A 24,624-nucleotide genomic window follows, 5' to 3' on the forward strand; every position below is an offset into this window, starting at 1 on the left:
TTACGGCTTCGGCCCGAACATCGCCTCGAGCTGCTGCGCATCCGGCATACCCACCACCTGCTGCAGCTCGTTTTCCGCATTCAGATAGTAAATTGCGGGCGTGGCGTTAGCGCCGAGGCTGTCCATCAGCGCCTGATGTTTCTGTAGGATCGCAACCGTTTCGCGGGAAGCCTCGCCTTCAGGCTTAGGCAGTTTTTTGCCGCCGGAAAGCTCGTATTCGCGCCAGGCCGAAACCGGATCTTTCGCATTCAGAATGGCGGCGGCGTTGCGCCCGCTGTTAGGGTTGAGAAACGCCACCAGCAGCGTATTGAGCTGCACCTTACCGGCCTTGACCCAAGGCTGCGCCTCGGACCAGAACTGCTTGCAGTACGGACAGAACGGATCGGCAAAGACAAAGACCTTCCGCGGGGCGTTATCCGCCCCTTCTTTCAGGGGATGCGCCGCATTCAGGTTCTTCCACATCTCGCGTCCCATCGGGGCGTAGATCTCTTTCTGGAAATAGCCTTCGCTGAGGTTTTTTCCTTTGTCATCGTACAGATAGCCCGAAATGACGTGTTTGCCGTCCGGGGTTAAAAAGAGCGTCACGCCCATATCCTGATACTGCCCCAGCCAGGCTGGCGCCCCGCCCGGCGCATCCAGCTTCTTGATGATGTTGATCTGCTGCTGCTCGCTGAACTGCTTCACCACATCCGGTATGGCTTCAGCCGCCTGTACCAGCCCTGACGTCGCCAGCGCCGAAAGTAACAGTAATTTTCTCATTTCCCTCTCCGGTTTATCGGGGGCATTTCGCCCCCTTCAGGTTAGCGGTTTTTCAGTGCTTCACTGACCATTTCGTCGAATTGTTCGAACGGCACCCAGCCGGGAAGCAGCCCCTCGCCGATAAGCGTGGCGGGCGTGCCCTGGATCCCCATTTTTTCCGCCACAATGAGGCTGCGCCTGATCGTCAGAAAACTCTCCTCGTCCGGCGTCGTCACGCTCACGCCCGCCCGCTTTTGCGCCTCCTGAATGCTGGCGTCATCGTGGTACCCCTTTTTCGCCATCAGGGTGTGGTTCAGCTTCATAAACTGCTCAGGATGCGCACGCCAGACGGTTAGCGCGTCTCGTGCGGCGGTCAGCGAACTTTCCGAGCGGAAAGGTAAAAACTTAAAGACCACCGCCACGTCCGGATGTTTTTCGACAATCTTCTCCAGGTACGGATCGAATTTTTTACAGTACGGGCAGTTGTAGTCGGTAAACACCACCAGGGTGAGCTTTGGGTTTTTCGCGCCGATGCGCGGGGAGTTTGGATCGTTAAACAGGAAGTCAGCGATCGTCTTCTGCGCGCGCTGCTCCTGGTCCGGCGTCAGCGGCTGCGCGGCGAATACCTGAAGCGGGGCCAGCAGGAGCAGAAGCGTAATAAGGAATTTTTTCATGACACAGTTAGCCTTTTGCGTTGTTCAGGGTGGTGACCAGGGTGCGCTTGTCCAGCAGCGGCGAGAGGATCTCGCCATCAGGCAGGCCGGGGCCATACACCGCGTTAAACGGAATGGCGTAGCGGTTTCGCTTCGCCAGAAAATCCGCGATAAACGCGGACGGCTGGCTCCAGTCCCCTCGCAGGGCCACCACGTCCGGCTGGCGCAGCGCGGCAATCACGTCCGGCTGACTGAGTACGCGGTGCTCGTTAACTTTGCACGTCACGCACCAGTCCGCGGAGATATCCACAAACACCCGTTTCCCCTGCGCCAGCGCGTTCTCGATAGTCTCTTCACTGAGCGGCTGCCACGGGATAGTCTGCGCAACGCTTTGTGCCGGAGCGTCAGGCGGCGCGTTAAGCAGACCGCGCAGCTGATACCCGCCGAACGCCGACAGCGCGATGACCACCACCCAGAAAAGCGGCGAAGATTTTTGCCCCTTTAGCGCAAACAGCACCAGCGCGACGGCAGTCAGCCCCAGCATCACGATCTGGCTGACCGCCTCGCCCAGATGCACGCTCAACAGCGTCGCCAGCCAGAGGCTGGAGGCCAGCATCATCAGGCCGAGGATGACCCTGAGCGTGTTCATCCAGCGGCCGGGTTTCGGCAGCAGCAGGGCCGTTTTCGGCACCAGGGCGACGAACAGCCACGGCAGGCTCATGCCCACGCCGAGCATCAGGAAGATGAGCCACAGGGCGTGCAGCGGCGCGCCAAGGGCAAAGGCGACCGCCGTACCGAGGAACGGCGCGGAGCACGGCGTTGCCAGCAGCGTGGCGAACATCCCTTCGCAGAAGCTGCCGCCGATCCCCGCTCCCCCTGCCGTCGCCAGCCGTCCGGCGGCGGCAGAAGGCAGCAGCATTTCAAACGTCCCAAACAGGTTCAGCGCAAACAGGAAGGTCACGGCAACCATCAGGCCGATAAACCACGGGTTCTGGAACTGAATGCCCCACCCCAGCGACGCTCCGGCCAGCTTCAGCGCGGTGACCATCCCGGCCAGCAGCATGAAGGAGGTGAGGATCCCGGCGCTGGTGGCGAGGAAGCGCAGCCGGATGGCACGCCTGTCCGATCCCGCCTGCAGGATGCTGTTAAGCTTCATGCCCATTACCGGCAGCACGCAGGGCATCAGGTTGAGGATCAGCCCGCCTAATAGCGCAAAGAGCACCATTTTTCCCGTCCCGTCCGGTGCGGAGGTCTCTTCGGGCGTTGCCCCAACGGTCATGGTGGTTTGCTGCGCCCGATCGCCGTTGGTCAGCACAAACGACAGCCTCTTGCCTGCCAGCGAGGCGGGTTTATCGCCCCATTCGTCGGTCACGGGCACCGTCACCCGAAGCGCAGTGCTGTCATGTTTAATAACCGGCTCGCCGGGCAGAATGTCACCCTCCAGCGGGTCAAAGTAGATCCCCGGATTATCCCATTTCCCGTCCGTGGTGCCGGTAATCACCAGATTGCCGTCGGAAAGCCAGGCGGACAGATTGGAGGACACGCCTGATGAGCCCGGCACGGCGCGCATCGCTTGCTCGAAGGCGGCCTGGAATCCCTCATCCACCGGCTGGGTAAAATCAAGATGCAGCGGGTAGTCCGTCAGCAGACACACGTTGCTGCACGTGGAGAGCGTGAGCGTCCCGTCGAGCGTGTCGCCCTTCACCCCGTCGAGAACGATCGGGATAGTGACCTTATCGTGATAGCCCTGCGTCGTCATGCCGGAGATATCGAAACGCGACGGTACCGGCCAGGACCAGCTGTCCGTTACGCCTTCCGGCCAGCTGATTTTCGGGGCCACGCCGCCCTCGCCCGGCGATCGCCAGTAGGTTTTCCAGCCGGGCTTTAACTCAACGGTGAGCAGACCCTTAATGTGCGTTTGTTCCCTCTCCGCCTGAAAGCGGATGCGGGCGTGATCGTTTTGTGGGGAGACCAGCCAGCCGGTGTCCGCCGCATGGACAATGCCGATGCAGGACAGCCACAGGAAGACGAATCCCCTGAAGAGGTTAACCATGTATTACTCCGTGAACAGTGAAAAATTATCGTGTGGTGACGATGATTTTCATTCACGGAAAACGCAGTTTTTAAGGTGTATTCGGGGAGGCGGCGCCTGAACGGGCTGTTCCGCGGGAGCCAGTGCCCGCCCTTGCGTCAACAGCTGCAGCAGCGCGAAGAAGATAATAATGGCCGGTAACGCACCGTCGAAGAACAGCGGCTGGGCGCAAAGCAGCGAGTGCGCGCCGAGCTGACACGGCGACGGGCCGGGTTGTTCAGTGTTGCTGGTTTGAGCCGGGGCATCTGCACTCAGCGAAATCTGCGGATCCAGTCCCTGTAAAAAATGGTTGAGCATCACCGCACGCTGCACGAGGCAAAGCGCCATCGCGAGACAGGTGATAATCAAAAGCCATTTTCCGAGGAGCTGACGGTTGCGCATAACATTCCAGAGTGACAAGACGCCCCGATCATAAACGATAGTGATGAATCTACAAGTGCCGGAAGTGTAAGGTTTTGTCTGCCGCCGCTATTCGCCCGTCAGCGCGTCATAGACGTCCCGCAGCCGCGTGCGCAGAAACAGCACCGCCTTGTGCTTGCGGGATAACAGCGCCTGTTCGCTGGCGCCGGTCTCCTCTGCCAGCATTTTAATGCTGTAGCCGTGGAGCTCGGTCTTTTCAAATACCTCCCGCTGCGGCGGCGGGAGTTCTGACAACGCCTGGCCCAGCTCTTCCCACAGCAGCGTCTTGAGGTACTCCTCCTCCGGCGTGTGCGGTACGCCGAACAGGGTTTCGGCCAGCTCGTATTCCGGAAAACCTTCGTCTTCGCCCGTAAAATAGCCGGAGAGCGACACCTCGCGCTTTTTACGCGCCCGGTCGGTCATCTCGTTACGCGCCGCGCGGAACAGCCAGGCGGCAACGTTTTCGACCGGCTGCTCCACTTTCATCAGCTGATACGTCACTTCCTGCAAAATGTCGTCGGCATCATCGCGCACGGACGTCCGTCCGCGAATGAAGGCTTTCAGCCGGGCGCGACAGGCGTTGAGCGCCGACATCAGCATGGATCCGCCCGCCTCCCCGGCTTTCATCTCGCTCACTCCGCGTCCGGCGCTTTTGGCGTAGCGTCATCGCGCTTATCGTCACGATGGCCGTGCCAGCCGCAGTGACCGCGTCCGTGGCGACCAAACCCTTCGCGACGCTGCTGAATAAACGCCTCACGCTGTTCGGGCGTCATGTTCATCCAGCGCTCGTGCATGCGGCGGTGCGCGCCAAACATCCCCGGGCGGAACCCCAGTCCACCGAACAGAATGCGGCTCAGCACCAGAATGCCCAGCGCCTGCCAGAATCCGATGGCCTTCACGCCCAGGATCGCCGGGAGCAAGGCGTTCCACAGGGACATCACCAGCAGGCCGAGCACGATGAAAATCACCGCACCGATGATTAAACCTTTGCCCATGCGGTGGCGACCGAATCCGCGCCCGTGACCTCTGCCGTGCAGTTCAAAATCTCTCATGGTGTTTACCTCGTTTGCAGTAATTGATTATGGCGTGTGATGAGGTAGACGGATGAGGGAGGGAAATATTGCTGGGGTGAATGAAAATTTTTGTGCTGACGGTTTTGGACTCATAGCGGTAACGGCTGGCGGGTGCTATGAGTCGCTCGAAAGCAAATCATCTCGTACGAAGAAGTCGCTTAACCAATGCAATAGCAATGACGGCCAGTATGATTGACAACAGTGCCAGGAAGATGAGCAAGGATAATAGTGGATTTAACAAACCACCTAAACTGGTGAAGTCGCTGAGACGGCCAAGTTGCTCGGACGTGCATACACGCAGAATGATCTCAGGGATAATAAGCAAAAAAATAATGACGGTCAGGACATAAACCAGAGCACTCTTGCGCTTTCCCATTTTCGATGTTGCCCCTCTATCAACATGATCAATGATAATAAGGTAATGATACTGCAAGGTTATATAAAATGGCACAAAACTATTTGCAACTGAAAATGCAGTCGAATAAACAGTTAGCTTTTGAAGTCGTTTTTTTATCTGGTTCCTGCGTTGCTTATTGTAATTGGAATATATCTGTTTGTACGGTTTATACCGGGGCATGCTGCTTTACTCAGCGTCGTTTGGGTGATTGTTATTTCTGTTATATATGTGAAATACAATAAGTGGTACTGAAACAAACTCAAAGAGTAAGCAGGCAAGACTTTATGTATGACAGTAATATAAAAGGCTCCTTCAGGAGCCTCCTTAATACCATCAAGCCTGCACCGGCAACCTAAAACTCGAAATACTCCGCGAAAGCTGCTGCGCCTGCTCTTCCAGCGAGGCCGCTGCCGCGGCGGACTGCTGCACCAGCGCGGCGTTCTGTTGGGTGACGCCATCCATCTCGGTCACCGCCTGCCCGACCTGGCCGATCCCGCGGCTCTGCTCTTCAGAGGCGACGGAGATCTGCTCCATCAGCGTATTCACTTTATTCACCGACGAAATGATCGCGTCAATTACCTCGCCCGAGCGGCTTACCAGCTCCGCTCCGTTTTTCACGCTGGAAACCGACTGCGCGATCAGGCTTTCGATATCTTTCGCCGCCACCGCGCTTTTCTGCGCGAGGGTGCGTACTTCGCTGGCCACGACCGCAAAGCCGCGGCCCTGCGTGCCCGCACGCGCCGCTTCAACCGCCGCGTTCAGCGCCAGGATGTTGGTCTGGAAGGCAATGCTGTTAATCACGCTGGTGATGTCTTCAATGCGCTTCGAGTTCGCCGCGATGGTATTCATCGTGTCGATGACTTCACGGGTTACCGCTTCACCGGTGTGGGCATTTTTCACCGCGTCCTGCACCAGCTTTCCGGCCTGATACACATTGTCGGTATTGTTCGCCACCGTCGCGCTCAGCTCTTCCATGCTGGCCGCCGTCTGGGTTAATGCGGAAGCCTGCTGCTCGGTGCGAGACGCCAGGTCGATATTCCCGGAGGCAATCTCCTGGGCGGCGTGCGTCACGGTATGACTCGCATCGCGCACCTGGGCGATGGTCGCCAGCAGCGCCTGACGCATCTGCTCCATCGAGCCCATCAGATGGTCGATTTCGTTGCCTGTACTCCCCTTCACCGGCACCGGAATGTCCAGCTTGCCTGCCGCAATCTGGCTGCAGTGCTCACGCGCCAGGTTGATCGGCGCAAAGACAAAGCGCTTCATCAGCAGGCTAACGGCGATAATCACCACCACAAACAGGCTGGCGATAGCAGCAACGATCGCCAGGCCAGAGACGAAGCTACTGCTCGCATCTTCGTTCAGGCTTTTGGCATATTTCTGGTGGACGGAAAGGACCTGGTCGAGAACGATCTCGTACTGGCGGTCGAGGCGGGAGACTTCCGGGATGAGCGCGTTAAATTTCGCGACATCGTGCGCCTCGGCGGCGTCGATCAGCGGCGCCAGCCCCTGGTTGCGGTAGTTCTGCCAGGCGTCCTGATAGGCAGTCACCAGCGGCGCTTCATCGCTCAGACGCGGCGACGCCATAAAGGCCGCAAAGGCGTGGTCCGCTTTGGTCAGCGCCTCCTTCACGGCGGTTAGCTTTGCAGCGCCGTCCGCCGCGTTGCCCGCCTCCACCATCTTCACATACTCCATCACCCGCACGCGCAGCGTACGGCTGTGGTTGATGGGGTCAATAATGGACAGCACAACCTGGATCTCTTTGTTGACGTTATCCAGGGAATTATTACTTTTAATGATGATGCCAACGCTGGTGACGGTGCTGATAACAAAGAAGAAAAGCAGCGAGAACAGGACTATCAGGGACGACTTTTTCAACGACATAAACCAATACCTCAAGGAGAATTATTCCTTATGGTTATCGGCCATTCCAAAACTTAAATTAATTAAAGTTATTGAAGTATCGAACCGGGCTATTTCGCTGACTTATAGCGCCGCTGCAGGGTGGCCGCCAGCTTGCGTTGCAACGGTTCCGGGGTCTCGCCCTCGATCAGTTTGCTAATCAAATCAAAGCAGTGCCACGCCAGCTGTCTGTTATCCTGGCGGATGGTATCCACCGGGATCGTCAGCGAATCGTAGAGATAGTGATCGTCAAAACTGGCTAACCTGATATCGCTTTGCAGCAGGTTATGCTGGCCCATATAGCGCAGCACCCCTTCCAGCAGCCCGCAGGCGGCGGCGAAGAGCGCTTTCGGCGGACGCCCCAGGCGGGCGCAGAGTTCAGCAAACATCTCGTAACCGGAGCTCGGGTGATAGTTGCCGTGAATGATCCACTCGGGGCGCAGCGCCACGCCGGCCTCACGCAGCCCTTGCTTAAAGCCTTCCAGGCGGTCGCGCGTCGGGGATAAACGGGGCTGGCCGCCGAGGAAGTAGAATTCATCCGGATGCTGGCGCGCAATGTCCGCCACCAGTTCGGTCGTCGGGGTGATGGAATCGGTGATCACCAGCGGCAGCGCGCTGTCGTTGATGTGACGGTCAAACAGAACCACCGGCAGCTGCTCGCTCAGCTTATGGTAGTCCGCGTCGTTGAGCATGCTGGAGGCCACAATCAGCCCGTCCACCTGACGCGCCACCATGTTGTTCACCACCACCGTCTCCTGCCCCGGGTTTTCATCGCTGCAGGAGATCAGCAGCTGCACGCCTGCCTCGCGGCACAGCGTTTCCAGCTCGTGAGAAAAGACGGCAAAACCGTAGTTGGTGATCTCCGGGACCACCAGACCAATGGTGTGGCTGCGGTTATCGCGCAGCGACCGGGCGTGAATGCTGGGCTGATAGTGGTGCTCTTTTGCAATTGCCAGCACGCGCTCGCGCGTCTCTTCCGCCACGCGAAGCTCTTTGCTGCGACCGTTCAGGACCAGGCTGGCGGTGGCTTTTGACACCCCCGCCAGCTCCGCGATGTCTTTAATGGTGACGCGTTTTGTTTTTCTCACAACGACTTAGATCCTGCTGCCAAAACCCTCATTCTATCATGCAGGCGCGCAGCGACCAGTAGCGTAATGTGATATCGGACGCACCTTCAAATCGCACCCGGGCCGGATGGTCAGGAAAATAGCGGCTGCTCATTACCCCTTCGCCATGGTTAATGAAGATTTCGACGCTGGAGCGGTCGCACAGGACGCGCAAATGACGGACGTCGCCCTGCCAGTAGCGGGCCAATGTTTCACCGGTTTTCAGGCTCGCGCGCTCCAGGCGCACGCCCTGCTCATCGAGCGTGAGGCGCAGCGCGCCGCCAAAATCGACATTCACCTGCGATGCGCTCAGCTCAAACTCCAGGCGCGTCGCGTCCAGTTCGGGCGCGTCGCTGGCGCGCCCCTGCCAGTGCTGCTCATCTTCACGCAGCGCCGCCAGCTCGCGCGCCGGGGTTTGCCAGAGCCTGCCGTCGCGGAAGCGCAATTCTCGCGGGCAGGTCATCTGGTGCATCCAGCCGTGCGCCCGGGTGGGCTGAAGCATCTCTTCCCCGTCCGGTACGCCCATCCAGCCAATCAGGATGCGGCGTCCATCTTCCGCCAGCGTGGTTTGCGGGGCGTAGAATTCAAAGCCCGCGTCCAGCTCGTGCAGCTCGCCGTGATCGAACGTCGCGCGGGCATAGTCAAACGCCCCGCTCATCCAGGTAGCCGGATAGGTATTGAGGTAGCGATGCGGCTCGCGCGCCAGCCCCTGCGGGCAGCAGATCAGGACGTGCGTCCCGTCGAGGGCAAACAGGTCCGGACACTCCCACATATAGCCCGCGTCCGTCAGGCCGTTAACCCCGTGACCGGCGATCTCCCCGCAGGATGTCCAGGCGTGCAAATCGGCTGATTTAAAGAGCAGCACCTTGCCGCGCTTCTGCACATCCTGCGCGCCGAGCACCATGTACCACATCCCCTCGTGCTGCCACACCTTCGGGTCGCGCACGTGGCCGGTGTAGCCTTCCGGCAGCGCCAGCACCGGCCCCAGCTTCGTAAAGGTCCCGTCCGGCTGCTCCACGGCCAGGCACTGCCAGGCGGTGCGGCTGCCGTCATCGAACTTGACGTTGCCGGTGTAGCACAGGGTCAGTACGCCCTCGTTATTCACGGCGCTACCGGAGTAGCAGCCGTTGCGGTCATACGCTTCGTCGGGCATCAGCGCCAGCGGCTCATGCTGCCAGTGCACCAGGTCCGCAGAACACCAGTGCCCCCAGCACTTAAAGCGGTGCTCGCAGTCCAGCGGGTTCCACTGATAGAACAGGTGATAGCGGCCAGCAAACCAGATAAACCCGTTCGGGTCGTTCATCAGCCCCGTCACCGGCGCGGCGTGCCATTGCGGATAATGGCTGTCCGCCAGCGCCCGCGGCTGACCTGTCATAACGGCCTGCAGGATCGCAGGCCAGCGGGAAGGTAACGTCATTATTCAGAGTCCGTTTTATATTTCAGCAGCAGTGAGACGGTAAACGCCACGCCGAAGGCAATCACCATGCCGATAATATAGTTCAGCAGCGAGCTGGCCTGCACGATGGCCATCCCCGGAATCGCGGTCAGCCCGACGGCGGTCATGTACACGTGCACGGAGACCACCCAGGCCCCGCCCACCGCACCGCCGATTAGCGCGGCGATAAACGGCTTAACGAAGCGCAGGTTGATACCAAAAATGGCCGCTTCGGTGATGCCCAGCATTGCAGAGAACGCCGACGGCAGGGTAATGGCTTTGATTTTGGCATCTTTGGTTTTGAACCACACCGCCAGACAGGCGCCACCCTGCGCCACGTTCGCCATGGCCCAGATCGGCAGCAGGAAGTTAACGCCAATCGACGGGTTGCCCAGCAGCCCGGCTTCAATCGCGTGGAAGCTGTGGTGAATACCGGTGATCACAATCACCGAATAAAGTCCGCCGAACAGCAGCCCGGCGAGCCAGCCCGCATGGGCGATCAGCGTGCTCAGAATAAAGGAGATACCGTCCCCCAGAGCGCGCCCCGCCGGGCCGATAATCAGCAACGCGATAAAGCCGGAAATAACCACGGTGAGGAACGGCGTCAGGATCAGGTCTAACGCATCCGGGATCGCGCGGCGCAGGTTTTTCTCGACGATGCTCATGAACCAGACGGCCAGCAGCACCGGGAATACCGTGCCCTGATAGCCAATCATCGCGATCTCAAGGCCGAAGAAGTTCATGGTGTGGAAGCCCGACGCCACGCCCCAGGCGTTGGTCAGCGCCGGGTGGGTCAGAATCCCGCCCAGCGTCGCGCCGAGGTACGGGTTACCGCCAAATTCGCGCGCGGCGGTAAAGCCAATCAGAATAGGCAGAATGATAAACGCCGCCGAGCTGCACATGTCCAGCATGATGTAGAGGGCGTTATCCGCATTGACCCAGCCGTAGGTTTTCACCATGCCGAGCAGGCCCATCAGCAGACCGGACGCCACAATCGCGGGAATGATCGGCACAAAGATGTTGGAGAGTAAGCGGGCAATGCGCTGGAACGGGTTCAGCTTGCGCGCCGCCAGATCCGCGGCTTCCGATTTGCTGGATTCGCTAATTCCCGCCGCCTGAATAAATGCGGCGTACACCTTGTTGACCACGCCCGTGCCAAAAATCACCTGCATCTGCCCGGCGTTACGGAAGCAGCCTTTCACGCCGTCGACCTTGCCGATGGCCTGCTGATCCGCCAGCGCGTCATCAACCAGCACCAGACGAAGACGCGTTGCGCAGTGCGCCGCGCTGGCGATGTTTTCCTTGCCGCCGAGCAGCGGAATTAGCTCGCGGGCGATTTGATTAAAATCCATAGATACCTCTGCCTGACTTCTTTTTATGATGTGCGAAACGCTCCCGCCAGGCGGGAGCGTGATGGGTTAAAACCAGGTTTCCATCTGGACCCCAAAGTTCCATTCCCCGCCGGCGTTGAAGCCGCTGCTGCCAAAGGCATCATCGCTGGCGTAATTATCCAGTTTGCTGCTCCAGTCCATCCAGGTGGCAAACAGGCGCAGTTCCGGACGGCTGAAGAAATCGCCGATTTTGCTCGCTTTTAACGTCGGCGCAAAGGTCAGCTTGTAGAAACTGCCGTTCACGGCGTTGCGGTCCTTATAGCCCTCCGGGTTTAAATCCATGTACTGGTAGCTTCCCTCAAAGGCCAGCGCGAAATTCTGGGTGACCTCTTTGATCAGGCGGGTATTGAGCGTTACCCACTCATAGCTATCGCCCTTGACGTAGCGATCTTTACTGCTCTGTGCCAGAACGGCGGGCGCAACGCTCCAGCCACCGCCGATTGGCGTGACACCGTAACTTGCGAAGCGCCAGGTATCCGCCTCAGACAGCAGCGCGCCGTCGGAGCCGATGCTTTTCACCTCTGCCCCCAGCCCGTGACCATACAGCAGCGCCGTTTTGGCGGTCCCTTCACGCAGGCCGTAGAAGCTCTCATTATGCAAGCCTACCAGGGCATGAACGCCATGATTGGCGGCATCCGTTTTAATCAGATCGCCGTTAGTGTCTTTACGGTCATCGTTATCCTTCGCCCGCAGCCCGCTCACCATCAGCTGGAACGGGCCAGCGAAGTGGTTCATGCTGAGGATATAGTTCTGAACGTTGTTGTCGGTCTGCTCCACGCTGCCGAAGTTGCGGCCATAAATAGAGAAGTTGCTGCGCAGCGAATCGTTCCACTTCACGTCGTAAACGCCGCCGCCGGTACCGGCCAGGAACACCACGTCGGAATCCAGCCAGTGGATATCAAAGTTGTCGCGGTCGAAGCGTTTACCCGCCCAGAAGGTGCTGCCCTTCAGCGCGCCGGTAAAATCAGGCAGGTTGCCCAGCTCCGCGAAGGCCTGACGAATATTGAGGTCGCTGGTATCGGCTGACCAGTCGTTATAGGTTCTCTGACCGTCGGCCAGCATCGCCTTGAAGCGCGTGGTCGCCCCGTTATCCAGGGTTTGCTTGTGCTCCAGGTTCAGCTCGACGTAGGTGTCGGCTTCGTTACCCAGACGCCCTACCGCACCGCCGGTTTCACCGGCTGGGGTCAGGTAAGGGCCGCTTTTGCTGCTGGAGGCGGCATCGTTCATCAGCAGGCCAGAGCGGGCATAGCCGTGGAACTCAAACCCGCCGGTCTGATCCGCCTTCTTCTCCAGCGCGGTGGTGCGCTGCGCCACCTCCTGGGTTGTCGTTTGCGCCTGCTGCTGAGCGGCAACCAGCTGCTGCGTTTTTTGTTCTGCTGCCGCGGCGCGCTTCTCAGCCACCTGCGCGCGCGTTTCCGCGTCCTGAAGGCGCTGCTCCATCGCGGCAAGACGCGCTTCAATACTGGACATATCCGTCTGGGCAAAAACAGAGGTACTTCCGGCCAGCATGCCTATCATCACGGCAAGTCTGCGTTTTTTATACATTTTGTCGCATCCCTAAAAGAAGTCATTAAACGTGCTAAATTGCTAAACCGGTTTAGGTTGCTGATACTAAACCTGTGAATTTTGGATCGGCAATCTTTTTTGCTAAACCGATTTAGTAAGTGTGATCGAGGCGACAATTCAGGCCGCCGGATGGCGGCCAGGAGAGGAGAAATTACAGGTCGTGCTGCCAGGGCAACGCGGTCATCGCCCCTTTGGCGGTGGTGGCCAGCGCGCCGCAGCGCTGGGCGAGCGCAATAACCGGCGTCAGGTCCTGTCCGGCGGCCAGCCCGTAGAGCAGCCCCGCCACAAAGGCATCGCCCGCACCGGTCGTATCGACGCACTGCACAGGCGTTGCCGGGTAGTGTTTTACGCTACCTTCATGCCACGCGGTTACGCCCGCTTTTCCCTGGGTAACCAGCACCAGACGCGCCGGGCAGCGCTGCATCAGCACCTCCAGACCAACGTTGACCTCCGCGCTGCCGGTGAAAAAGGCCAGCTCTTCTACCGAAAGTTTCACCACGTCGGCGCTTTGCAGGGCCTGCTCCAGGCAGCCATGCAGTGCGTTCTCATCCGGCCAGAGGTCCGGGCGAATATTGGGGTCGAAGCTGACGTAACCGCCCGCCTCACGAATGGCGGCCATCGCCTGAAACGTCGCAGTACGGCTCGGCTCGGCGCTTAAGGCGATGGAGCAGACGTGCAGCCACTCCCCGGCGCTGAACGTCGGCAGGTCGTCGGGTTCGAGAAACAGATCGGCGCTCGGGCGCACCATGAAGGTAAACGAGCGCTCGCCGTGGTCGTCGAGATCGACCACCACCGTTGAGGTGCGGTGCGCCGGGTCAAGGCGCATCCACGTCACGTCAACCCGCTCGTCAGCGAGCGTTTTCGCCATAAAGCGCCCGAAAGGATCGTCGCCAACCCTGCCGATAAAGGCGCTCTGGCCGCCCAGCCGGGCAATACCGACCGCGACGTTCGCCGGCGCGCCGCCGGGACACTGCAGTAATCGACCTTCTCCATCGGGCAGCAAATCCACTACCGCATCGCCAAGTACCCAGATTTTCTTCATGTGATCCTCGTAGCTAAACCATGTTAAACCGTTTTAGCTATTTAAGCACAGGCCGGGCAAAGGGGAAATAACGGGAGGGAAAATTGGCTTACCGCACCAGATGCGGCCAGTGGATATCGCCGACGCCATTAAGCTGCGGCCGGGCAAACAGGAATCCCTGAAAGCGGCGGATCCCGGCCGATTCGAGCCAGCACCACTCCTCAATTTTCTCAATGCCTTCGGCCACCAGGGTGATTTCAAGATCGGAGCAGCAGCTGATGATGGAGCGCACAATCGCCTGTTTTGGGCCGCTCAGGTGGATGTTGCTGACAATCTCACGGTCAATTTTAATTTTGTCCGGCTGGAAGCGGGTCAGCAGCGAAAGCCCGGCATAGCCCGAGCCAAAATCATCGATCGCCAGGCCAATCCCCTCGCCGCGAAGCTGCTTGATGGCGCTGTTAAACTGGTTGAGCCCGGAGATCATCTCGTTTTCAGTGACTTCAATGACCACCTGCTCCGGCTGAAGGCCATGTTTTTTAATCTGATCGACCAGAAATTCCACCGCGCCTGGGACATTTACCAGCGACATGGGCAGCAGGTTGACGGCGATTTTATGGCTGCCAATGCCCAGCTTTTCCGCCAGCGCAAAGGCATAGGCTTTTGTCTGGAGATCGACTTCGTAGACGTTGTCCGGGTTGACTGTGCTGAAGAAATGCTCCGGGCTGCCGCCGTCGTTGCCGCGGATAAGCGCCTCAAGGGAGCTGATCTTCCCTTCCGAGGGCTCGACAATAGGCTGCAGCGCAAACTGGCAGGTTTGCCCGGCAATCAGGCCCAGGTGTTCGCCAAAGGGTAGCGTTTCGGTCGAGAGCGTCCATTTGTCCGCGGTGTAGCGTGCCCCCGACGGGACCGGACGTTTACCGGTTATAAAGGTCTGAATAAATTTGAACACCCGATCGTCGGAGGTCAGATAGCTGTCCAGCTTGCTGTAGCGCAGCACCGACTGCAGCACCTCTTTCGGCGACTGCGTTTGCAGGTCGAACAGCAGCATACCGACGTTTTCGAAGCGTCTGCGCGGACCATAGTCCCGCAGCAGTTCTACTACCCCGCTGTGCCGCTTGTCCTCGCGGATTTTATGGAACAGTTTGACCACACTCTCTTCCGACCCTTCGAGGATCTGCAGAACGTCGTTGCCTTTAGCAAGGAGGACGCCGGTAATGTCCAGTTTTACGTTGCGGCCCCTGGCGCGCTCCACCAGCTCCCGCAGTTCGGTGGACGGGCGGGATAAATTCAAGTGGCTTCGGTAGATCAGCGTCGTCAGCACAAAAAGGGGTTCCAGTGATAAAGAGAGGTGCCTTGAAGCTACTATGTAACATACTTAATCAATGCGACCTAACATATTCACGCCACAAGGGAACATTACTTTTTCTGGTCCCCGATCCGGCTGTTAATCCTCTCCTGCATATAGTCGTAGAACGGGTTCGAGGTGACCCGCATAAGCGCCTCTTTACCGACGCTCAACACGGACGTCTCTCCCCACAGCGCAATCGTCCCCAGGCTGATGCCATATCGGTTTTTCACGCGTGGTTCACGACCATAGAGATCGTCATCCGGCGGGAACGGCACCGCAACGTGCGACAGGGAATAAACATCCTGCGGCCAGGACTGGGCAAGCGGCACGACCGTCTCCTGCGTGCTGCCTGCCGGCGTGATTTTCGCCACCGTCGAGAAACTGTGCTCGCCGGCATTGGTGATAATCGTGACACCGTAACGTCTCTGCGCGACCGGCAGCAGCGCCGTGGTGGCCATCCAGGACGACGGTTTAAAGAGTGGACGGAAGCTCGCCGCCTGGTTGATATCAAACACTACCAGCTCGCTGCCGTTTGCCGGAAGCTGGTCAAACAGGCCGGTCACCACCGCGCGGGTGCTGACTGTAGAATCCATGACCGACTGGAACGCCAGCACCGGCGGCAAATTCACCAGCCTGTTCTCCCGCGCCTCGCGGCCAATCTGCTCCTGCAGGGCCTTCGTCAGCAGCCACGACTGGCGGGCGGCGTTCACCGGGAACGAGTTGTATTTATACGGATTATATTCCGGGGAGATATTCAGCCAGGCCGCTTTGGCAAACGGCGGCAACAGCGCCGGTAGCCCGGCGAATCCGGCGAACCGCGCAAAGGCCGTCACGCCGATCATCGGTGAGAGCAGGATCATCTGCTGAGGCTTACGCAGCGCAGGGTCTTCCAGCGCATCGAGGGCATACTTCATCGCCAGCGCCCCGCCGTTGGAGTAGCCCACCAGATGCAGCGGCACGTTATTCCCCGTCAGACGCGTGGCTTCCCGCACGGCAAGCCGCGTCGCTGCCAGCCACATTTCCCAGTCCACGTCCGTCAGCGCGCCGGGCGCGGTGCCGTGTCCGGGAAGACGCGGGACCACGGCCACGAAGCCGTGCTGCTGATAGTTCACGGCAAGGTGCCTGACGCTGTAAGGCGAGTCGGTCAGGCCGTGCAGAAGCACCACCGCGCCGCGCGGCTTCCCGGCTGGCATCAGCACAAAGGAGCGGTTGGCATCGGGGGCAAACTGGCCGGGCCACACCAGGCTCTGGCGGTAGTAGCGGTTTAACGGAGTTTGATCCTCGCCCGCTGCTTTCGCCGTCACCGCGTTATCCAGATCGGTGAAAATCGCCTTTTCACGGGCGAGGTACCCGGCGAAATCGGCGTTATCCAGCTCGCGCACGGACATCTCATCTGCCCGCCAGGTGTGCCACGGGTGCAGTTCCGGCCCCTGCTGCGAGAGATAGACCCGCACCGCCAGCAGGACGACCAGGACGATCCCCACGACCATCCCTGTTTTCTTTGCAAGCGCCACCAGGCGCACGCTGACTCGCCAGGGCCAATTCGCCATGCCGGGATCCCTTTTATGTTCACTGTCTTTCTATCTTATCAAAAATGTGAACGGGCTGACGTATTCACCAAATTCATCCCTGCCAGGTCAGCCAGTGCACCAAAAGTGAACTACGCTGCACAAATGTTGATCATTGGTTAACCAAATATTGCATGAAGTTTATTGCGCAGCGGGTTTTCGCCCTTCTGTGAACATGGCACGCGTCATGCAATGTTAACCCGGTAACACATATTCAGCTTTTGACAGCCAGTTAACAGCGAGGCGGTATGACGACGAAACCCGAGATGTTAAGCCGTATCGAGGCGACCTTCAGCCAGCTCACGCCCAGCGAAAAGCGGGTCGGAAGCTGGCTGCTGGCGCACGCCGCGCAAATCCCGTTTGAAACGGCGGAGAGCGTCGGGCTGGCAAGCGGGACCAGCGGGATCACCGTCGGACGCTTCCTGCGCAAGCTGGGATATCGCAACCTGGAGGATGCCAAAAAGAGCCTGCGCGATCCGTACCAGCCCTGGGGCATGAACGAGCGCCTCGACTCCTGGCAGCAGCAGCGCCCCCTGCCCAACCGCCTTCAGCACGCCCTGTCGCTGGAAGTGGACGCCATCACGCAGGTGTATCAGCTGGCGCAAACGGACGCCTTCCGCCAGGTAGTGCACCATCTGGCCCACGCAGACGCGGTCTTTGTGCTGGGGATCCAGTCCACGCGCGGGATCGCCAACGCCTTCTTCAGCCACCTTGAATACCTCCGCCCGCGGGTGAGCTATGCCGAAGGGGCATCCGGCAGCTGGGTAGAATCCCTTAACTCCGGGTTTGCGCACCCTTATGTCGTGCTGACCGATACGCGTACCTACTCCACGATGGCCCGACAGTACTGCCGCGTCGCGAGCGAGAAAGGCATTCCGCTGGCCTTAATCACCGATATCTGGTGCCCGTGGGCGCGGGATTATCCGATTGATTTACTGCAGGTGAAAACCGATACCGGTCATTTCTGGGATTCACTTGCCCCTGTGAGCTGTTTGTTCAACCTGCTGCTGTCGGGCGTGGTGGAAGCGCTGGGCGATGCGCTCCCGGCGCGCCTGGCCGTAAACCGACAATTACAACAAGAGTTTGGTCAATTCGAACGCTAAAGGAGCGGAGCTATGCCCGTAGAGAGTGAACTGATTGATGTGGCGAAGACGTTCCCCACGCTGCATATCGATCTGAAGTACGCCACCGCCGACAATATTACCGGCCGCCCGATTTACCAGGAGGCGCTGTGCCTGCTGCATACCGACGCGGCCACCGCGCTGGCAAAAGCCATCAGCATTGCCACGCTGGCCGGGCTGAAGCTGGTGGTCTACGACGCCTATCGCCCGCAGCAGGCGCAGGCCCAGCTGTGGGAGGCCTGCCCGAACCCGGAATATGTGGTCGACGTGGCAATTGGCTCTAACCACAGCCGCGGCACGGCCATCGACGTGACCCTGATGGACGAGCATAACGTCGTGCTGGATATGGGCGCCGGTTTTGACGAAATGCATGACCGCTCGCATCCGTATCACCCTTCCGTGCCGCCGCACGCCCAGCGCAACCGTCTGCTGTTGAACGCCATCATGTTCGGCGGCGGTTTTGTCGGGATCGGCAGCGAATGGTGGCACTTCGAACTGCCGAACGCCGCCAGCTACCCGCTGCTTGATGACCGTTTTGCCTGTTTTCCCCTGACGCACACCTCTCTTTGAACCTGGAGCACTGCCATGAAAACATCGCTTCTCACGACCGTCATTGCCGCCACGCTGGCCCTGAGTGCACCGCTGGCGCTGGCTGCCGTCCCGAAAGACATGCTGGTCATCGGTAAAGCCGCCGACCCGCAAACGCTCGACCCGGCCATCACCATTGATAACAACGACTGGACCGTCACCTATCCGTCCTACCAGCGTCTGGTCAAGTACAAGCCAGGCTCTACCGAGGTGGAGGGCGATCTGTCGACGGGCTGGAAAGCTTCCGACGACCAGAAAGAGTGGACCTTCACCCTGGCGGATAACGCCAAATTCTCCGACGGCACGCCGGTCACCGCCGAGGCGGTCAAACTCTCCTTTGAGCGCCTGCTGAAGCTCAGCCAGGGGCCGTCTGAGGCCTTCCCGAAAGATCTGAAAGTGGAGGCCGTTGATGAGCACACGGTGAAATTCACCCTCAGCCAGCCGTTCGCGCCTTTCCTCTACACCCTGGCGAACGACGGCGCCTCCATCATTAACCCGACGGTGCTGAAGGCCAATGCCGCGGACGACGCGCGCGGCTTTCTGGCGCAAAACACCGCTGGCTCCGGGCCGTTTATGTTGAAGAGCTGGCAGAAAGGCCAGCAGCTGGTGCTGGTGCCAAACCCGCACTGGTCGGGCGACAAGCCGCACTTCAAGCGCGTCTCGGTGAAAATTATCGGTGAGAGCGCGTCGCGCCGTCTGCAGCTTTCCCGCGGCGATCTGGACATTGCCGACTCCCTGCCGGTCGATCAGCTGGCGGCCCTGAAGCAGGAAGGCAAAGTCGCCGTCGCCGAATACCCGTCTCTGCGCGTGACCTACCTCTACCTCAACAACAGCAAAGCGCCGCTCAATCAGGTGGATTTACGCCGCGCGGTCTCCTGGGCGACGGACTATGAGGGGATGGTGAAAGGCATTCTGAGCGGCAACGGCAAGCAGATGCGCGGCCCGATCCCGGAAGGCATGTGGGGCTTTGACGCCACGGCCATGCAGTACAGCTTCGACGAAGCCAAAGCTAAAGCAGCCCTGGAGAAGGTCAAAGACAAGCCCGCCAGCCTGACCTTCCTCTACTCGGACAACGATCCAAACTGGGAGCCTATCGCCCTTTCGACTCAGGCCAGCCTCGGCAAGATCGGCATTAACGTCAAGCTGGAGAAACTGGCCAACGCCACCATGCGCGACCGCGTCGGCAAAGGCGATTACGACATCGCCATCGGCAACTGGAGCCCGGATTTTGCCGACCCGTACATGTTTATGAACTACTGGTTCGAATCGGACAAGAAAGGTCTGCCGGGCAACCGTTCGTTCTATGAGAACAAAGAGGTCGATTCCCTGCTGCAGGCCGCGCTGAAAACCACGGACCAGGCGGAACGCACTAAAGATTACCAGCAGGCGCAGAAAGTGGTTATCGACGAGGCGGCCTACGTTTATCTGTTCCAGAAGAACTACCAGCTGGCGATGAACAAAGAGGTCAAAGGCTTCACCTTTAATCCGATGCTCGAGCAGGTGTTTAACATCGCCACCATGAGCAAGTAACCGTTTCGCCGGGGGAAAGTGTATGACGTTCTGGAGCATCGTGCGCCAGCGCTGCTGGGGGTTACTCCTGGTGGTGGCCGGTGTCTGTATTATCACTTTTATTATTTCGCACCTGATCCCCGGCGATCCGGCCCGTCTGCTGGCCGGCGACCGCGCCAGCGACGACATCGTGCAGAACATTCGCCAGCAGCTGGGGCTGGATCAGCCGCTCTACGTTCAGTTTGGCCGCTACGTGGACGCCCTGGCCCACGGTGATTTAGGCACCTCCATCCGTACCGGACGCCCGGTTGCGGAAGACCTGAAGGCCTTTTTCCCCGCCACGCTGGAGCTGGCCTTTTGTTCCCTCCTGCTGGCGCTGGTCATCGGCGTGCCGCTGGGGGTTTTATCGGCGGTGTACCGCAACCGCTGGCTGGATCATCTGGTGCGTTTAATGGCGATGACCGGGATCTCCACCCCGGCCTTCTGGCTTGGGCTGGGCGTCATTGTGCTGTTCTACGGGCACCTGCAAATCCTGCCGGGCGGCGGCAGGCTGGACGACTGGCTCGATCCGCCGACGCACGTCACCGGCTTTTATCTGCTGGACGCGCTGCTGGAAGGCAACGGCGAGGTCTTTTTCAATGCGCTGCAGCACCTGATTTTGCCCTCGCTGACGCTGGCATTCGTGCATCTCGGCATCGTGGCGCGTCAGGTCCGTTCCGCGATGCTGGAGCAGCTTAGCGAAGACTACATTCGCACGGCCCGCGCCAGCGGCCTGCCCGGCTGGTATATCGTCCTGCGCTACGCCCTGCCGAATGCGATGATCCCGTCGATTACCGTGCTCGGGCTGGCGCTGGGGGATCTGCTTTACGGGGCCGTGCTGACCGAAACCGTCTTTGCCTGGCCGGGCATGGGCGCCTGGGTGGTGACGTCCATTCAGGCGCTCGATTTCCCCGCGGTGATGGGCTTTGCCGTCGTTGTTTCGCTGGCCTACGTGCTGGTTAATCTGGTGGTCGATCTGCTTTACCTGTGGATTGACCCGCGAATTGGGCGCGGAGGTGCCGAATGATGTTAACGCAGGAAACGCCCGTCCCGGTTAAACCCGTCAGACAACGCATCAACTGGGCAAAGCTGTTCTGGATGCTGCGCCAAAGTCCGCTCACGATGGTTGGCGGCGTCATTATGCTGGTGATGCTTTTCATTATGCTGGCCGCACCGTGGATCGTGCCGCACGACCCGAACGCGCTGGACCTGACCGCGCGCCTTCAGGCGCCGTCCGCGCAGCACTGGTTTGGTACCGACGAGGTGGGCCGCGATCTGTTCAGCCGCGTGCTGGCGGGCAGCCAGCAGTCCATTACCGCCGGGCTGGCGGTGGTGGTAATTGCGGGCGGCATCGGTTCGCTGCTGGGCTGTCTGTCCGGCGTGCTGGGCGGGCGCGGCGACGCCGTCATCATGCGGGTGATGGACATTATGCTCTCGATACCTTCCCTGGTGCTGACCATGGCGCTGGCCGCCGCGCTCGGGCCAAGCCTGTTTAACGCCATGCTGGCGATTGCGATTGTCCGCATTCCGTTTTACGTCCGCCTGGCGCGCGGCCAAACCCTGGTGGTGCGCCAGTTTACCTACGTGCAGGCCGCCCGCACCTTTGGCGCCTCCCGCTGGCATGTGATCCGCTGGCACATCCTGCGCAACGCCCTGCCGCCGCTGATTGTGCAGGCGTCGCTGGACATCGGCAGCGCCATCCTGATGGCCGCCACGCTGGGGTTTATTGGCCTGGGGGCGCAGCAGCCGACCGCCGAATGGGGCGCGATGGTGGCCGTCGGCCGTAACTACGTTCTGGACCAGTGGTGGTACTGCGCGTTTCCCGGAGCGGCGATTTTGATTACCGCCGTGGGCTTTAACCTGTTTGGGGATGGCATCCGCGATCTGCTGGATCCGAAGTCAGGAGGTAAACAGTGATGACCGACCCGGTTCTCAAGATTGAAGACCTGCATCTGAGCTTCCCGATTTTCCGCGGCGAGGTCCACGCGCTGAACCACGTCTCGCTGGAGATCGGCAGGGGTGAAATTGTCGGCGTGGTGGGCGAATCCGGTTCGGGTAAATCCGTGACCGCCATGCTCGCCATGCGTCTGCTGCCGGAAGGCAGCTACCGCATTCATCATGGTCAGGTGAAATTACTCGGCGAAAATGTCCTGACGGCGTCCGAGAAACAGCTTCGCCAGTGGCGCGGTGCAAAGGTCGCGATGATTTTTCAGGAGCCCATGACCGCCCTCAACCCGACGCGGCGGATTGGCAAACAGATGGTCGAGGTGATCCGCCAGCATCAACCGCTTTCCCGGCGTGAGGCGCAGCAGAAGGCGGTTACCCTGCTGGAAGAGATGCAAATCCCGGACGCGAAAGCGGTCATGGCGCGCTATCCGTTTGAACTCTCCGGCGGCATGCGCCAGCGGGTGATGATTGCCCTTGCCTTCTCCTGCGAGCCGGAGCTGATCGTCGCCGACGAACCAACCACGGCGCTGGACGTCACCGTTCAGCTGCAGGTGCTGCGCCTGCTGAAGCACAAGGCGCGGGCCAGCGGCACCTCGGTGCTGTTTATCAGCCACGATATGGCCGTGGTGTCACAGCTCTGCGACAGAGTGTATGTAATGTATGCGGGCAGCGTGATCGAGAGCGGCACCACGCAAACGCTGATCCACCAGCCCGTGCATCCCTACTCTATTGGTCTGCTGCAGTGCGCGCCGGAAAACGGCCAGCCGCGCGCCCCGCTTCCCGCCATCCCCGGCACGGTGCCCAACCTCAGCCAGCTTCCGCAGGGATGCGCATTCCGCGAGCGCTGCTTTGCCGCCGGGGCGAAATGCAGCGAAACGCCGCGCTTAGCGCCCACTGGCGCAGAGGGCCAACAGGCCGCCTGCTGGTATCCACAACGGGAGAAAGCCCATGTCTGATGTACTGCTGGAACTGGATAGCGTGCACGTGAACTTTGCGGCGCGCAAAAACTGGCTGGGTCGCGTGACGGAACGGGTCCATGCGCTCAACGGGCTCGACCTTGAGATCCGTCGGGGAGAAACGCTTGGCATTGTCGGGGAATCCGGCTGTGGGAAAAGCACGCTCGCCCAGCTGCTGATGGGCATGCTTAAGCCCAGCACCGGCGCCTGCCAGCGGGCGCACCACGCGGGCGGCATGCAGATGGTGTTTCAGGATCCGCTCTCCTCGCTTGACCCGCGCCTGCCGGTCTGGCGAATCATCACCGAGCCGGTGTGGGTGCAAAAGCGCAGCAGCGAGCGCGACCGCCGCCAGCTGGCTGAAAACCTGGCGCTGCAGGTGGGTATTCGCCCGGAATATCTCGACCGGCTTCCGCACGCCTTCTCCGGCGGGCAGCGCCAGCGCATTGCCATCGCCCGGGCGCTCTCGTCCGATCCGGATATCATCGTGCTCGATGAACCCACCAGCGCGCTGGATATTTCCGTGCAGGCGCAGATCCTCAACCTGCTGGTGACCCTGCAACAGCAGCGTAATCTGACCTACGTGTTGATCTCGCATAACGTCTCGGTGGTCCGGCACATGAGCGACCGCGTGGCGGTGATGTACCTTGGGCAGATTGTGGAGCTGGGCAGCGCCGCGCAGGTGCTTGGCGAGCCGCGCCATCCTTACACCCGCCTGCTGCTCGATTCGGTTCCGCGCACCGGTGAACCGCTGGATGAAACGCTGGCCTTACGCAAAACGGAGCTTCCCGGCAACCGCCGTCTGCCCGAAGGCTGTTTTTTCCGCGACCGATGCCCGATGGCCGCGCAGGGGTGCGAGCGTCCTCAGCCGTTACAGCCCTCTCGCGAGGGCCGTGACGTCCGCTGCTGGCGCAGTCTGGGTTAGATTTGCGCCATGCCGCCGTCCACGAACAGCTCGGTGGCGTTAATAAAGCTGGCCGCATCGGAGGCCAGAAACGCCACCGCTTTACCCACCTCACCCGGCGCGCCTAAACGGCCGAGCGGCACCTGAGCGGCCAGCGCGTCGTACAGCCCCTGACGGTGTTCTTCCGGCACGAGGTCGCCAAGCCCCGGGGTTTTGATCGGGCCCGGGCTCACCACGTTGACGCGGATCCCACGGCCCTGCAAATCCAGCGCCCAGGAGCGGGCAAAGTTGCGCACGGCGGCCTTGCTGGCGCTGTAGACGCTAAAGTTTGCCGTCCCCTTAATGGACACCGTCGAGCCGGTCAGAATAATCGACGATCCGGCGGAGAGCAGCGGCAGCGCCTTCTGTACCGTAAACAGCACCCCGCGGACGTTAGTGCCGAAAATCCGGTCAAACTGCTCTTCGGTTATCGCGCCCAGCGGCAGCATATCGCCGCCACCCGCATTGGCGAACAGAATATCGAGGCGGCCTTCTTCTTTGGCTATCCGGGCATAGACCTCGTCCAGGTCCGCCAGTTTTGACACGTCAGCGCGAATGCCCACTGCCGTTGAAGCGATTTCAGCCACCGCCGCGTCCAGCTCGGCCTGACGACGTCCGGTGATGTACACCTTCGCGCCCTGTGCCGCCAGCTCCTGCGCCGTGGCAAGACCGATGCCGGTGCTGCCGCCGGTGACCAGTGCGATTTTTCCTGAGAGAGTCGTTTTCATGTCATTTACCTTTTGTTGGGTTTGCGTTGGACAAACTTTAGCCCTTGCGGGATTAGTGAAAAACCAGCAAAAATGAAAATGACTATTCACATACAGAAATAATAAGA

The 24,624-nt window shown here is 60.0% G+C and carries 23 protein-coding genes; 7 read left to right on the forward strand and 16 right to left on the reverse strand.

Annotated elements, in window-relative coordinates; all coding sequences use genetic code 11:
* The 15 genes from dsbG to BFV67_RS11060 form a co-directional block, all read right to left on the reverse strand.
* Complete coding sequence (gene dsbG, locus BFV67_RS10990; RefSeq protein ID WP_069598321.1) at nt 1-759, reverse strand: thiol:disulfide interchange protein DsbG; 759 nt, start codon at nt 757-759, stop codon at nt 1-3.
* A gap of 41 nt (nt 760-800) precedes the next feature.
* The gene (locus tag BFV67_RS10995; protein WP_023292370.1) at nt 801-1,412 is read right to left on the reverse strand and encodes a DsbA family protein; all 612 of its coding nucleotides are present in this window, start codon (nt 1,410-1,412) and stop codon (nt 801-803) included.
* A 7-nt stretch (nt 1,413-1,419) separates the two neighbouring features.
* Complete coding sequence (locus tag BFV67_RS11000; RefSeq protein WP_069598322.1) at nt 1,420-3,444, reverse strand: protein-disulfide reductase DsbD family protein; 2,025 nt, start codon at nt 3,442-3,444, stop codon at nt 1,420-1,422.
* A 48-nt stretch (nt 3,445-3,492) separates the two neighbouring features.
* Nucleotides 3,493-3,864, reverse strand: a complete 372-nt coding sequence (locus BFV67_RS11005; protein WP_045910602.1) for a hypothetical protein — start codon at nt 3,862-3,864, stop codon at nt 3,493-3,495.
* 87 nt (nt 3,865-3,951) lie between these two features.
* A complete protein-coding gene (locus tag BFV67_RS11010; protein WP_084833289.1) occupies nt 3,952-4,509 on the reverse strand; it encodes an RNA polymerase sigma factor in 558 nt (185 codons plus the stop codon).
* Between the two features lie 5 nt (nt 4,510-4,514).
* A complete protein-coding gene (locus BFV67_RS11015; RefSeq protein WP_021240169.1) occupies nt 4,515-4,934 on the reverse strand; it encodes a hypothetical protein in 420 nt (139 codons plus the stop codon).
* A gap of 157 nt (nt 4,935-5,091) precedes the next feature.
* Nucleotides 5,092-5,331 (reverse strand): hypothetical protein, encoded by a 240-nt coding sequence (locus BFV67_RS11020; RefSeq protein ID WP_028015838.1) that lies wholly within the window; start codon nt 5,329-5,331, stop codon nt 5,092-5,094.
* A gap of 354 nt (nt 5,332-5,685) precedes the next feature.
* Nucleotides 5,686-7,236 (reverse strand): methyl-accepting chemotaxis protein, encoded by a 1,551-nt coding sequence (locus BFV67_RS11025; protein ID WP_058654466.1) that lies wholly within the window; start codon nt 7,234-7,236, stop codon nt 5,686-5,688.
* 89 nt (nt 7,237-7,325) lie between these two features.
* Nucleotides 7,326-8,342, reverse strand: coding sequence for a LacI family DNA-binding transcriptional regulator (locus BFV67_RS11030; RefSeq protein WP_047748887.1), 1,017 nt, complete (start codon nt 8,340-8,342; stop codon nt 7,326-7,328).
* 28 nt (nt 8,343-8,370) lie between these two features.
* Entirely contained in the window at nt 8,371-9,777 is a 1,407-nt protein-coding gene (locus tag BFV67_RS11035) for a sucrose-6-phosphate hydrolase (RefSeq protein ID WP_069598324.1), read from the reverse strand.
* Complete coding sequence (locus tag BFV67_RS11040; RefSeq protein ID WP_008501693.1) at nt 9,777-11,147, reverse strand: sucrose-specific PTS transporter subunit IIBC; 1,371 nt, start codon at nt 11,145-11,147, stop codon at nt 9,777-9,779. The genes BFV67_RS11035 and BFV67_RS11040 overlap by 1 nt, the downstream gene beginning before the upstream one ends.
* A 66-nt stretch (nt 11,148-11,213) precedes the next feature.
* Entirely contained in the window at nt 11,214-12,731 is a 1,518-nt protein-coding gene (locus BFV67_RS11045) for a carbohydrate porin (RefSeq protein WP_021240175.1), read from the reverse strand.
* A 172-nt stretch (nt 12,732-12,903) separates the two neighbouring features.
* The gene (locus BFV67_RS11050) at nt 12,904-13,794 is read right to left on the reverse strand and encodes an aminoimidazole riboside kinase (RefSeq protein WP_032674834.1); all 891 of its coding nucleotides are present in this window, start codon (nt 13,792-13,794) and stop codon (nt 12,904-12,906) included.
* Between the two features lie 88 nt (nt 13,795-13,882).
* Nucleotides 13,883-15,094, reverse strand: a complete 1,212-nt coding sequence (locus BFV67_RS11055; RefSeq protein ID WP_069598325.1) for a diguanylate phosphodiesterase — start codon at nt 15,092-15,094, stop codon at nt 13,883-13,885.
* A gap of 95 nt (nt 15,095-15,189) precedes the next feature.
* On the reverse strand, nt 15,190-16,671 hold the full coding sequence (locus tag BFV67_RS11060; protein WP_069598326.1) for an alpha/beta hydrolase: 1,482 nt from the start codon (nt 16,669-16,671) through the stop codon (nt 15,190-15,192).
* A gap of 266 nt (nt 16,672-16,937) precedes the next feature.
* Between BFV67_RS11060 and BFV67_RS11065 the strand changes: the two genes are divergently transcribed.
* From BFV67_RS11065 to BFV67_RS11095, 7 genes are read left to right on the forward strand one after another with little or no spacing between them, the layout of a single operon-like run.
* The gene (locus tag BFV67_RS11065; RefSeq protein WP_069598327.1) at nt 16,938-17,792 is read left to right on the forward strand and encodes a MurR/RpiR family transcriptional regulator; all 855 of its coding nucleotides are present in this window, start codon (nt 16,938-16,940) and stop codon (nt 17,790-17,792) included.
* A gap of 12 nt (nt 17,793-17,804) precedes the next feature.
* Complete coding sequence (ddpX, locus tag BFV67_RS11070) at nt 17,805-18,380, forward strand: D-alanyl-D-alanine dipeptidase (RefSeq protein ID WP_047075419.1); 576 nt, start codon at nt 17,805-17,807, stop codon at nt 18,378-18,380.
* A gap of 15 nt (nt 18,381-18,395) precedes the next feature.
* Entirely contained in the window at nt 18,396-19,928 is a 1,533-nt protein-coding gene (locus BFV67_RS11075) for an ABC transporter substrate-binding protein (RefSeq protein WP_069598328.1), read from the forward strand.
* 22 nt (nt 19,929-19,950) lie between these two features.
* Nucleotides 19,951-20,973, forward strand: coding sequence for an ABC transporter permease (locus BFV67_RS11080; protein WP_032663482.1), 1,023 nt, complete (start codon nt 19,951-19,953; stop codon nt 20,971-20,973).
* On the forward strand, nt 20,970-21,863 hold the full coding sequence (gene ddpC / locus BFV67_RS11085; RefSeq protein WP_069598329.1) for a D,D-dipeptide ABC transporter permease: 894 nt from the start codon (nt 20,970-20,972) through the stop codon (nt 21,861-21,863). Before BFV67_RS11080 ends, ddpC begins: the two co-directional genes overlap by 4 nt.
* Nucleotides 21,863-22,849, forward strand: a complete 987-nt coding sequence (locus BFV67_RS11090) for an ABC transporter ATP-binding protein (protein ID WP_069598330.1) — start codon at nt 21,863-21,865, stop codon at nt 22,847-22,849. The genes ddpC and BFV67_RS11090 overlap by 1 nt, the downstream gene beginning before the upstream one ends.
* The gene (locus tag BFV67_RS11095; protein ID WP_008501705.1) at nt 22,842-23,771 is read left to right on the forward strand and encodes an oligopeptide/dipeptide ABC transporter ATP-binding protein; all 930 of its coding nucleotides are present in this window, start codon (nt 22,842-22,844) and stop codon (nt 23,769-23,771) included. The genes BFV67_RS11090 and BFV67_RS11095 overlap by 8 nt, the downstream gene beginning before the upstream one ends.
* Here BFV67_RS11095 and BFV67_RS11100 read toward each other — a convergent pair.
* On the reverse strand, nt 23,768-24,517 hold the full coding sequence (locus BFV67_RS11100) for an SDR family NAD(P)-dependent oxidoreductase (RefSeq protein ID WP_069598331.1): 750 nt from the start codon (nt 24,515-24,517) through the stop codon (nt 23,768-23,770). The genes BFV67_RS11095 and BFV67_RS11100 overlap by 4 nt on opposite strands.
* Between the last annotated feature and the right edge of the window lie 107 nt (nt 24,518-24,624).

This window comes from Enterobacter roggenkampii (assembly GCF_001729805.1).
GTDB classification, from domain to species: domain Bacteria; phylum Pseudomonadota; class Gammaproteobacteria; order Enterobacterales; family Enterobacteriaceae; genus Enterobacter; species Enterobacter roggenkampii.

What these genes read in the sequence shown, in the direction of transcription:
- BFV67_RS11010 (WP_084833289.1), bottom strand. Translation starts at nt 4,509, where the DNA reads ATGAAAGCCGGGGAGGCGGGCGGATCCATGCTGATGTCGGCGCTCAAC.
- BFV67_RS10995 (WP_023292370.1), bottom strand. Translation starts at nt 1,412, where the DNA reads ATGAAAAAATTCCTTATTACGCTTCTGCTCCTGCTGGCCCCGCTTCAG.
- BFV67_RS11015 (WP_021240169.1), bottom strand. Translation starts at nt 4,934, where the DNA reads ATGAGAGATTTTGAACTGCACGGCAGAGGTCACGGGCGCGGATTCGGT.
- BFV67_RS11025 (WP_058654466.1), bottom strand. Translation starts at nt 7,236, where the DNA reads ATGTCGTTGAAAAAGTCGTCCCTGATAGTCCTGTTCTCGCTGCTTTTC.
- BFV67_RS11035 (WP_069598324.1), bottom strand. Translation starts at nt 9,777, where the DNA reads ATGACGTTACCTTCCCGCTGGCCTGCGATCCTGCAGGCCGTTATGACA.
- BFV67_RS11090 (WP_069598330.1), top strand. Translation starts at nt 21,863, where the DNA reads ATGACCGACCCGGTTCTCAAGATTGAAGACCTGCATCTGAGCTTCCCG.
- BFV67_RS11075 (WP_069598328.1), top strand. Translation starts at nt 18,396, where the DNA reads ATGAAAACATCGCTTCTCACGACCGTCATTGCCGCCACGCTGGCCCTG.
- BFV67_RS11100 (WP_069598331.1), bottom strand. Translation starts at nt 24,517, where the DNA reads ATGAAAACGACTCTCTCAGGAAAAATCGCACTGGTCACCGGCGGCAGC.
- dsbG (WP_069598321.1), bottom strand. Translation starts at nt 759, where the DNA reads ATGAGAAAATTACTGTTACTTTCGGCGCTGGCGACGTCAGGGCTGGTA.
- BFV67_RS11095 (WP_008501705.1), top strand. Translation starts at nt 22,842, where the DNA reads ATGTCTGATGTACTGCTGGAACTGGATAGCGTGCACGTGAACTTTGCG.
- ddpC (WP_069598329.1), top strand. Translation starts at nt 20,970, where the DNA reads ATGATGTTAACGCAGGAAACGCCCGTCCCGGTTAAACCCGTCAGACAA.
- BFV67_RS11045 (WP_021240175.1), bottom strand. Translation starts at nt 12,731, where the DNA reads ATGTATAAAAAACGCAGACTTGCCGTGATGATAGGCATGCTGGCCGGA.
- BFV67_RS11040 (WP_008501693.1), bottom strand. Translation starts at nt 11,147, where the DNA reads ATGGATTTTAATCAAATCGCCCGCGAGCTAATTCCGCTGCTCGGCGGC.
- BFV67_RS11050 (WP_032674834.1), bottom strand. Translation starts at nt 13,794, where the DNA reads ATGAAGAAAATCTGGGTACTTGGCGATGCGGTAGTGGATTTGCTGCCC.
- BFV67_RS11065 (WP_069598327.1), top strand. Translation starts at nt 16,938, where the DNA reads ATGACGACGAAACCCGAGATGTTAAGCCGTATCGAGGCGACCTTCAGC.
- BFV67_RS11020 (WP_028015838.1), bottom strand. Translation starts at nt 5,331, where the DNA reads ATGGGAAAGCGCAAGAGTGCTCTGGTTTATGTCCTGACCGTCATTATT.
- BFV67_RS11005 (WP_045910602.1), bottom strand. Translation starts at nt 3,864, where the DNA reads ATGCGCAACCGTCAGCTCCTCGGAAAATGGCTTTTGATTATCACCTGT.
- ddpX (WP_047075419.1), top strand. Translation starts at nt 17,805, where the DNA reads ATGCCCGTAGAGAGTGAACTGATTGATGTGGCGAAGACGTTCCCCACG.
- BFV67_RS11080 (WP_032663482.1), top strand. Translation starts at nt 19,951, where the DNA reads ATGACGTTCTGGAGCATCGTGCGCCAGCGCTGCTGGGGGTTACTCCTG.
- BFV67_RS11060 (WP_069598326.1), bottom strand. Translation starts at nt 16,671, where the DNA reads ATGGCGAATTGGCCCTGGCGAGTCAGCGTGCGCCTGGTGGCGCTTGCA.
- BFV67_RS11000 (WP_069598322.1), bottom strand. Translation starts at nt 3,444, where the DNA reads ATGGTTAACCTCTTCAGGGGATTCGTCTTCCTGTGGCTGTCCTGCATC.